Here is a 9547-nt window from a genome sequence, read left to right on the forward strand (position 1 = left end):
GAACCCCGTGTCCCGGCAGACGAGGCACGTTGTTCCCTCGGTATCGAAACAATCACTATTCAGACGAAGCGTTACGCCGCATACCGACATCCGCGACTGCCCTATATGACCATGCCTTCCCCAAGCGATGTGCCGGGAGGGCTCCGCGAAGCCGCCCGCGTCGGGGCCGAGTTCCGCGTCAGCACGCTCAGCATCGGGTCACTGCGGGTCAGCCAGGAGCCGAGTCACCAGCTGCCGGCGGATGCGGTCCGCGAGGCGCTGCTCTCCGAAGACGCAGTCCTCGACCCACGGGGTATTCGCATAGTCGGCGCGGGAATCACAGGCAAGCTCGACCTCCGACATGTCTGTCCCACGGTGGGGCTGGCCCTCGTCGGGTGTGCATTCGACCACGATCTGGTGCTGGACGACGCGCGCCTTCCGTGGCTGACGCTGAGCGGCTCGGTTCTGCCGCGGCTCACCGCGAACGGCCTCGCTGTCGGCGCGAACGTCAACCTCGATAATGGCTTCACCGTGGAAGCGTCCTCTGGCGACGCAGTCGAACTGAGCGCTGCGCACATTCACGGCAAAGCTGAGCCTGTCCGGAGCACGACTCGTGAGCAAGTCCGGGTCGGCCCTCGCCGCAGACCGGCTACGCGTCGACGGTTCGTTCTGCCTCAAGGAGCATTTCTATGCCGGCAGCGCGGGCGACGCGGGCACCCCGAGCCTCTCCGAAGCCCACATCGGCGGCCGGAACTTCAGCGAGCAATCGCAACGAAATCCACTGCGGACTGCGAAATCCGCATCCAGGTCGGTCTCGATTCGCTTCGTGGACGTTTCACCGGCCAGACAGGTCCAGTCCACTGACGTTGGGCCACCAGGGTGGTATGCAGAAGCTTTTCGAGCTTTTGGGGCTTGTTGCTGTCACGAAGCAAGTGTCGGCGGCGATGTAGCCGTCTGCATGATCATGCTCCGCCGCGTCGTCTGGTGTCGTGCAGGGCCTGTAGACCTCGGGTCCGGGTGTTTCCGGCGCGGTTCGTGCTGCACTCAGTTCGTTCGAGGGGAAGAATATGAGGCACAGATCTGCGTTGGCGGTTTCCGCCGTGACCTTGGGGGCGCTGGTGGTCGTCGTACCGCACGCGGCGTCCGCCGCGCCGCGCACCGTCGCGCCGCCGACGACCGTGTGGACGCCGCCGTCCACAGTGAACAAAACCCCGACCGGCGGCGAGCCGCCCGCGGCGAACTGGCGACCGGGCTACAAGCCGGAATCGGCTGCGGCGGCGGTGTCGGCGTGCGGGGCGAACGAGACCGGGTTGCTTCCTCAGTATCCGTTGGAGCGGTTCACGATCTCCGACCGGGTGGAAGCGCTGGTCAACACCCACGACGGAAACCTGACCGTCACGCAACGGCAGCTGACGGTCAAAGGCACCGGCGAGAACCTGTCCCTGTCGCAGGTGTACAACAACCAGCGTCCGGGCAGCGGCAGCTTCGGCGCCGGCTGGACGCTCAGCCACGGCCAGGACGTCGGCCTGACCTTCAATGGCACCGACGTGGTGCTGCACGGCGATTCGGGCTACTGCGCCACCTTCGCGCACAAGCCTGACGGCGGCTACACCCCCGCTCCCGGCGTGCACGCCGAACTCACCAAAGCTCCCGGCGGGAAGTACCTGCTGGCCTTCAACGGCTCCAACGAAACCTGGACGTTCAGTCCCGCGGGGTGGCTGATCTCGGAGTCCGACCGCAACGGCAACTCCGTGACCCCGCGCTACAACACTGACGGCACCACCGCCTCGATCACCGACACCCAGGGCCGGGTCACGACCTTCGGCTACGCCAACGGGCTGGTCTCGGCGGTCACGGACCCGACCGGCACCGCCGCCGCGACCTACCGGTACAACAACGCGTCCCAGCTGACCGATTTCACCGACCGCTCCGGCGCCTCGATGCACCTGACCTGGACCGGCACTGGTGACCTCGCCTCGATCCAGGACCCCAACGGCACCGTCTACAGCTTCGCCTACGACGCCTCCCACCGGGTCACCGAAGTGAAGTTCCCCCGGCAGGCCGGGCAGGTGAAGACGACGTTCGGCTACGGCAGCGGGCAGACTACCGAAACCGACCCGAACGCGCACTCCGCGACCTACAAGTACGACGCGCAGGGCCGGCAGACCTCCGCCACCGACGCGCTTGGTCACGAGCAGAAAGCGTCCTGGACCGCCAATGGCGACGTCCAGATCGCGACCGACGGGTTGAACAACAACACCACCAACAGCTACGACCCGCTCAACAACCTGATCGGCACCGCACTGCCGACCGGCGCGAAGACCAGCGTCGGCTACACCGACGCCGCGCACCCGCACCTGCCCACCACGGTCACCGACCCGGCCGGGGACAAGCTTTCTCGCAGCTACGACAACGCCGGGAACGTCACGAAGATCCACTCCGACGGGCTGAACGCCGACCTGCAGACCCTCACCTACACCCAGCCCTTCGGACAGGTCTCCACCAGCGTCGACGGCAACGGGCACGTCACCCGCTACGACTACGACAACGCCGGCAACCTCACCACCGTCAGCCCGCCCACACCCTTGGGCGCCACCCGCTACACCTACGACTCCCTGTCCCGCGTCGCGTCGGTGACCGACGGGCGCGGGATCCGGCTGGACTACGGCTACGACAAGCTCGACCGCGTCGTGTCCGTCACGAAGCACAGCGACGGCGTCGTCCTGCAGGCCGCGGCCTACGACAGCAACGGCAGCCTCACCCGCCGCGACACCGCGACCGCTGCCCACGTCTTCGGCTACGACACCGGCGGCCAGCTGCTGTCCGACACGCGCAGCGACGACGCCAGCCCTGACGAGCACCTCGCCTACGGCTACGACCTCGCCGGAAACCTCACCTCCGCCACCGACCCCGGCGGCCAGACGGTCTACGGCTACGACGCGGCGAACCGGCTCACCTCGCTGACCGACCCGTTCGGGCAGAACACGAGCCTCGGTTACGACAATGCTGATCGGCGCACCAGCATCACCTGGCCCGGCGCGGGCAGCCAGACCAACGGCTACGACAACTCCGGCCGCCAAACCAGCCTGATCGTCAAGAACACCGCGGGCACCCAGCTGCTGCAGACCAGCTACAGCTACACCCGCCCCGGCGGCGTCGACTCCGACCAGATGCAGTCCAAGACCGACGCCACCGGCACCACCAGCTACGCCTACGACACCCTGCAACAGCTCAAGACCGCCGGTGCGAACAGCTTCGCCTACGACAACGCCGGCAACATGACCAAACTCGGCGCAGCGAGCTTCACCTACAACGCCGCCGACCAGCTCGTCAACGACGGCCGCACCCGCACCTACGACACCGCCGGCAACCTCACCGGCGCCACCAACCCCACCGAAACCAACAACTACAGCGACACCGGCCAACTCGTCTCCGGCAACGACGCCGCCGGCAACACCTTCACCGCCACCTACGACACCCTCGACCAAACCCAGCCCCGCCAGCTCGCCTACACCACCAACGGCGCAACCACCACCGACCGGTTCACCACCACCGCCCTCGGCCTCACCCAAGCCGTCCACAACGGCACCCGCACCAGCCTCGCCCGAGACCCCAAAGGCTCGATCGTCACCGAGAAAACCGGTGCGGGCGCGCGGTACAACGTGGTCACCGACTACCAGGGCAGCGTCGTCGCCCTGATCTCCACCACCGGGACCGTCGCGGCGACCTACCGCTACGACCCCTACGGCGGCAGCACCGCCACCGGACCCAACGCCGCCGACAACCCGTTCCACTACCTCGGCCACTACCAGTACGGTGTCGACATGCTGCTCGGCTACCGCTGGTACTTCCCCGGCTGGGGCCGCTTCCTCACCCCCGACCCCACCGGACAAGAAACCAACCACTACGCCTACGCCCACAACGACCCCATCAACCACAGCGACCCCAACGGAGACAGCTGGAAAGGAACGGTCCTCGGCGGTTTGATCGGCGTCACCGTAGGCGCAATCCTGTCTGTCAGCCCTGTCGGCCCCATCGCGGGCGGCGTGATCGGCGGATGCGTCGGAGGGTTGGCCAGCGCCTCGATCGACCGGCAAAACCTGCTCGAAGGTTGCGGCAAAGGTGCGGCAACGGGCCTGATCGGCGGAGTGATCGGCAAGTTCGCCACAAAACTAGGATCGCCATACAATAGTTAACGACCGCCCGGGCGGGGGCGCAGGCTCCCGCCCGGGCACTAGGCGCAAGGAGTTGCCTCGTGAAAGATTCGCCAAGCGGTCCGGCGCTGGCAGTGGCGATCTTGGCATTTTTGCTGACTGCAAGCATAGTTTTGAACATCATTTTTTCAGATTTCAGCCTGTTTCCGTACATCACCATTGGACTGGCAGCGGCGTGCGCGGCGTTTGCTGCTCACTACGTGAAAAACAGGATCAAGAACTGATTCCTTATTCCTCGCCGTCGACGCGCTCGTCGACGGCGACCGGAGCCGCCAACTGCTACGCGCCGGAGAACCCGCTGACCTTCACCGTTCCCTCCGGTCTCTGCCAGACGTACGCGATGGGCGAGGGCGGCGGGTCGGCGCTCCCCGGTCGTTGAGAGTCGTTCAACATCGATGTCCACCCGGTGAAAGCCATTGCTTGCGGTACGCGGCCAGTGAAACTTGCCCATCGCCATACTCCTTCCGATCGGTTGTGGCAGCGGCGTTTCAGCTGAGTTGACGGTGCGAGCGATCGTCCACCGCTGCGCAAAGCACGGGTCGTCGGCCCGCGTCGCGGACCGCCCTCCGTCCGCACGATCAACTGTCACGGTGGACGATACCGGGATCGTCCCGACAGACGTCGAGTGCCCACGTATGTCCTGTGTGGACTGTCGACGTGCGTTCCAGGTCCACGGTTGCGGGATTTCCCGCGAGGAAGGCGATGCGACGGGGATGCCGCTCGGCCGCGCCGTCGTCAGAACATCCCGACAGCGCGACCCTCGCCCGCCGCGACTCCGCCGTGGCTCGCCGTCACCGTGCACATCGGGCCCAGCAGCACCCAGCGTGCCGACCGGATGCAGGTCATTCTCGCCGGGACGCCGCCCGAGGACGGGAAGATGCCTTAAACGTACCGCTGCGTGCTGACCTGGCGGTTTGTGCGAAAGCGCCTCTCACCTGGTCGTTTCCCGTGTCAACTAGTCGCGACCAGTCGCACGCCGCCGTCCAAAGCCGCATTTTTCCGCCCTCTTCCCACGTTCGTTCCCACAAACGGCGCGAGACCGAGGGAAGGATAGCCACCCGGCCCGCTGGGCTGGACTGCCTCCTGAAGAAATCGTGAGGCCTGTTCAATCGAACTTTCGGGGCTCGGCGTCGCGACCGTGCCGCCGGATCTCGACCCAAGTCCCCAGTCGCACCCACCGTGCCGGTACAAGCTGCTCCTTGAGGGTCCCCACACGTCAGACGTCCCCCGCGCGTCTTCGGTGCCGCACCCTTGACCGGTCCTATCCGCGCCCGTCACCATGGTTGCGCAGATTTCTCCAACTTCGAGCAAGGAGCACCTGCGCGCGCCGAGCTTCTTGGAAAAGACCCCGAGTCCATCGAGGGCGAGTCGCCCACGCTGTTCGCCACGGACCGGACCGACCGCATCACCTACATCGCTCAGGGGTGGAAGTTCACCGACCCGCAGGTGCTCGCCGACGTCGGCCCGGTGCCCGACCATGAGACGCTGATCGAAATCCCGGAAGACGTGCTGAAGTTCTACGCTCGTCGCTACGCGCAGGAGAACGGGGCGGACAACTGACCTTCATCGAACCCGGTCCGGAGTTCGGCCAGCTCTTCACGACTTTCGAGCACACAGCCTTCCGCTTGGAGGTACGGGAGAACTACAACGCGCCGCGCGAGGTCGAGTCGTTTCGCCGATTCCGCGCGGGCGAGCCGGTTGACCTGTCGTGGGCCGAAAGCTGGTTCAGCATGATTCGGCAGGCCACCGCGAAAGGCCGGCGGTTCGCACGGGTTCGAGTCGTCAGCCTTCCACTGTCGGACTACAGCCGGTTTGGGTTGTTGGCGGCCCGGTTCACCACCGAGGCCGGAGAAGACATCCGCTACCTTCACCGTGACGTTGCCGAACAGTTCGGCCTCCCCGACCACGACTACTGGCTGTTCGATTCCCGCAAGCTGGTGCGTATGCACTTCGGCGAAGAGGACCGCTTCGTCGGCGCGGAGGTTATCGAGGACGCCGAAGCTATCGTCCAGCACAACTACTGGCGTGACGCCGCGCGTCACCACGCCATGAGCAGAGATGAGTTCGCCGCCAAGCATGACCAGCGGGACAACTAGCGTCGATGAGGCGCGCAATGCGCTAGGCAAACGACTCCGCGAGCTACGGGTGGCCGCCAAGCTATCCGGCAAACAGCTCGCGGAGTCGTTGTCATGGCCGGGCTCTAAAGTCTCCAAGATCGAGAACGGCAAGCAGACGCCGACGGACGACGATATCCGCAGGTGGACCGGTGCCACCGGTGCCGAGGACCAGGCCGAGAGCCTGCTAGCGACGCTCCACAACCTGGAGACGCAGCACGCGGAATGGCAACGGGTACTCAAGGCGGGTATGAAGTCCCACCAGCTCACGCTGTCCCAGATGGACGAGCGAACCAAGTTCTACCGGAGCTTTGAGAACACCGTCATCCCCGGTCTGCTCCAGACGCCCGAGTACGCGCGCTCCCGCTTTGCCCAGGTCGTCATGGTGCACAAGGTGCCCAACGACATCAACGACGCCGTGCGCGCCCGCATGCAGCGCCAAGAAATGCTCTACATGCCGGACAAGCGCTTTTACTTCGTCATCACGGAAGCCGCGCTGCACTACCGGCTCGTCCCTCCTGAGGTGATGATCGGCCAGCTTGACCGCCTGATGGCGATCTCGACGATGCGCAACGTCAAGCTCGGCGTCATCGGCTTCAAGACGCAGTACGCCACCGACCCGCGCCACGGCTTCATGATGCTGGACGACTTCCTCGTGCGCTTCGAGTCGTACTCGGCCGAATTGAATCTCAAGCAGCCGCACGAGCTTGAGCTGTACGCCTCGATCTTCGAGCACCACGCCGCCGTGGCCAGCTACGGTGCGGCGGCCCGGACGATCATCGGGCGCGTCATGGAGGAACTGGCTGCTGAGGCCGACGAATCTGGCGCGTGATTTCGTCGTCTCGACCCGCGCGAACTTTTTCGAGAAAACCCGAGCAACTTTCTTTCGCTCGGTGTAACGACACGCCTACTCTCCTGGCACACCCCGCTGACCAGGGAGAAGCGCCGTGCCAACATCTGTACCGCTGCTGAATGCCGCCCGAATTGAGCGCCTGCCGGAACGCGCCCGTGAGGTGGTGGAGTACCGCAAGAGCGGCTTGAGCCTCAACCACATCCAGGGCTGTTCGCTGGGGTGCGCCTACTGCATCCGGCACACCTACGGCTTGTGGGACGAGAACCAGCCGGTAGCGCTCATGTCGGACGTCGAGGCCGTCGAGGAGCTGGTGAACCACCGCTACTTCCAGCCGCACGTCACGCCGGTTCAGCTGTTCAACCGGGCGACCGAGCCGTTCTTGCCGAAGGTTCGGCCGCACACCTTCGCCGTGCTCGAAGACTTGGACGAGCGCGAGCTGACCAACCACGTACTCGTCATCACGAGGCACCAGCTCAAGCCGTACGACATTGACCGGCTGAACCAGCTGCGCCATCTCAAGGTGACGTTGCTCTTCACGTACTCGGGCATCGACGACAGGCGGGTAGAGCCTTACCCCTCAGTCGTGGCCGCCGAGTCCTTGAAGCTCATGAGCGCCCCGGCACTGCGGAAGTACCGGACTGTCCTTTACTGGCGTCCTTTGGTGCCTGGCCTCAATGACACTGACGAGCACCTGGCCGCCGCGCACGAGCTGAGCAAGCACGCCGACGCCACCGTCTTCACCGGCCTGTTCTACCGGGATCAGATTGCCGGCTACTACAAGGCAAACGGCATTCCCGAGCCGTACGAGGACACCGCCCGCCGGAAGATCGTTCCGGAGACGTTGGAACAGCGCGTTCTCGATACCTTCTCGAACTCGTCTGCGTTGTTCCGCAAGACTTCCTGTGCCGTGTCGTACGCGCATGGCCTGCCGGACTACAACGGTCACTACGGCATCCGAGAGCTGTGCGACATCTGCCCGCTCTCACAGCTGGAGCTGTGCGCAGGCGCTCACCGCATCCCGACGGATGAGGACATACACCAAGTGGCCCGCGTGTTGCCCGAAGCGGACGCGCTCAAGGTCGTAGACATCAGTGAACGTGCGGCCGTCGTGTCCGGCCTGGCGGTCGAGCAACCGCGGTACTTCCTTCAGCACGCACTCGGCTTCCAGGTACACGACGTCCGTCACCCGCACCACGCCAACCGGCATGGTCGCGCGGACATCGGATGGAAGGAAGCAGCTGCCAAATGACTGAGTGGAAGAGCCTCAAGTACGTCGTCGTAGACCTTGAGGGCAACGGGCACCAGCCGCCCGACGTGGTGGAGCTGGCCGCAGTGCCGATCGTGGACGGCGTTATCGGGGAGTCGGACGAGTGGCTGGTTCGGCCCGACCAGCCGATCACCCCGTTTGCTCACCGGATTCACGGCATCAGCAATCACGACGTCGAGCACAACGACACCTTCGCGGACGTCAAGGCGCACGTCCTCCGCGCGCTGGAAGCCGACGTCCTCATCGCGCACAACGCTCACGTTGATGTCGACGTGCTTAAGCGCAAGCTGGACGACTGGGAGTGCCCCGAGGTGTTCGACACGCTCAAGCTGGCGCGTCGTCTCCTGCCCGGACTGCCGACATACAAGCTCAGCTCGCTGGTCGAGGAGTTCGGCCTCGGCGACAGCCTGGGCCATCTCGACCAACCGCACTGAGCTGCCTACGACGCCATCGTGACAGCAAGGCTGTTCGTTCACATCGCAGGCCGGCGGAGCCTCGAAGAACTTCGCGGCCAACCTCCCAAGAAGGCAGATGAAGATGCTCTTTTCTAGCTTGGACCGCATCGGCTTCGGCACTATGCAGCTCACCGGCCCTGGGCACTGGTCCGTCCCGGACGACCCGGAACGGGCTATGCAGGTGCTCCGCGATGCTGTCGACTCAGGCGTGACCCACATTGACACCGCCGATGCCTACGGCCCGTTCACTGCCGAGAAGTACATCCGAAAAGCGTTGCGCCCCTACCCCGAGGGCTTGGTCATCGCCACTAAAGGCGGCTTCACTCGCCAAGGTCCCAACCGGTGGACACCGTGCGGCCGACCGGAGTACTTGCGGCAGTGCGTTGAGATGAGCCTCAGACGACTCCAGCTCGAACGGATCGAGCTGTACTACCTACACCGCAACGACCCCGCCGTTCCGTTGGAAGACCAACTCGGCGTACTGCGGGACATGCAGGACGAAGGGAAGATCCGCCACATCGGACTGTCCAAAGTGGACCTCGATGAGATCGGCGAGGCCAGAACGCTAGTTGACGTCGCGGCCGTACAGAACAAGTACAACGTATCTGACCGGGTGTCTGAGCTTAAGTTTTAACCTTTGGTGTCCGTTTTCTTGGTCTTGCCGG

At 64.8% G+C, this 9547-nt stretch carries 9 protein-coding genes; 8 read left to right on the forward strand and 1 reads right to left on the reverse strand.

The genetic code is table 11. The features are described 5' to 3' along the window. Positions 1-198: 198 nt before the first annotated feature. Entirely contained in the window at positions 199-561 is a 363-nt protein-coding gene (locus A4R44_RS42650) for a hypothetical protein (protein WP_157905156.1), read from the reverse strand. A gap of 485 nt (positions 562-1046) precedes the next feature. Between A4R44_RS42650 and A4R44_RS42655 the strand changes: the two genes are divergently transcribed. The 8 genes from A4R44_RS42655 to A4R44_RS42685 all read left to right on the forward strand — a co-directional run bounded on the left by A4R44_RS42655 (position 1047) and on the right by A4R44_RS42685 (position 9516). Next, on the forward strand, positions 1047-4175 hold the full coding sequence (locus A4R44_RS42655) for an RHS repeat-associated core domain-containing protein (protein ID WP_067594666.1): 3129 nt from the start codon (positions 1047-1049) through the stop codon (positions 4173-4175). 59 nt (positions 4176-4234) lie between these two features. After that, the gene (locus tag A4R44_RS48695) at positions 4235-4417 is read left to right on the forward strand and encodes a hypothetical protein (protein WP_157905157.1); all 183 of its coding nucleotides are present in this window, start codon (positions 4235-4237) and stop codon (positions 4415-4417) included. A 1027-nt stretch (positions 4418-5444) separates the two neighbouring features. Then, positions 5445-5753 (forward strand): hypothetical protein, encoded by a 309-nt coding sequence (locus tag A4R44_RS42660; RefSeq protein WP_232792044.1) that lies wholly within the window; start codon positions 5445-5447, stop codon positions 5751-5753. Between the two features lie 5 nt (positions 5754-5758). Then, the gene (locus A4R44_RS42665; RefSeq protein ID WP_369806070.1) at positions 5759-6289 is read left to right on the forward strand and encodes a DUF6879 family protein; all 531 of its coding nucleotides are present in this window, start codon (positions 5759-5761) and stop codon (positions 6287-6289) included. Then, positions 6270-7139: a helix-turn-helix transcriptional regulator gene (locus A4R44_RS42670; RefSeq protein WP_067594672.1), complete on the forward strand. Its 870-nt coding sequence runs from the start codon at positions 6270-6272 to the stop codon at positions 7137-7139. Before A4R44_RS42665 ends, A4R44_RS42670 begins: the two co-directional genes overlap by 20 nt. Before the next feature lie 115 nt (positions 7140-7254). After that, positions 7255-8409: a radical SAM protein gene (locus A4R44_RS42675; protein ID WP_067594675.1), complete on the forward strand. Its 1155-nt coding sequence runs from the start codon at positions 7255-7257 to the stop codon at positions 8407-8409. Then, positions 8406-8861, forward strand: a complete 456-nt coding sequence (locus A4R44_RS42680; RefSeq protein ID WP_232792046.1) for an exonuclease domain-containing protein — start codon at positions 8406-8408, stop codon at positions 8859-8861. Before A4R44_RS42675 ends, A4R44_RS42680 begins: the two co-directional genes overlap by 4 nt. A gap of 97 nt (positions 8862-8958) precedes the next feature. Further along, positions 8959-9516 carry an aldo/keto reductase gene (locus A4R44_RS42685; RefSeq protein WP_232792047.1) on the forward strand — a complete coding sequence of 186 codons (558 nt, stop codon included), beginning with the start codon at positions 8959-8961 and terminating at the stop codon, positions 9514-9516. The last annotated feature ends 31 nt before the right edge of the window (positions 9517-9547 follow it).

This window comes from Amycolatopsis sp. M39 (assembly GCF_001651785.1).
GTDB lineage: Bacteria > Actinomycetota > Actinomycetes > Mycobacteriales > Pseudonocardiaceae > Amycolatopsis > Amycolatopsis rubida.

Coding starts and splice junctions, on each gene's coding strand:
- A4R44_RS42655 (WP_067594666.1), top strand. CDS start 1,047: ATGAGGCACAGATCTGCGTTGGCGGTTTCCGCCGTGACCTTGGGGGCG.
- A4R44_RS42670 (WP_067594672.1), top strand. CDS start 6,270: ATGACCAGCGGGACAACTAGCGTCGATGAGGCGCGCAATGCGCTAGGC.
- A4R44_RS42680 (WP_232792046.1), top strand. CDS start 8,406: ATGACTGAGTGGAAGAGCCTCAAGTACGTCGTCGTAGACCTTGAGGGC.
- A4R44_RS42685 (WP_232792047.1), top strand. CDS start 8,959: ATGAAGATGCTCTTTTCTAGCTTGGACCGCATCGGCTTCGGCACTATG.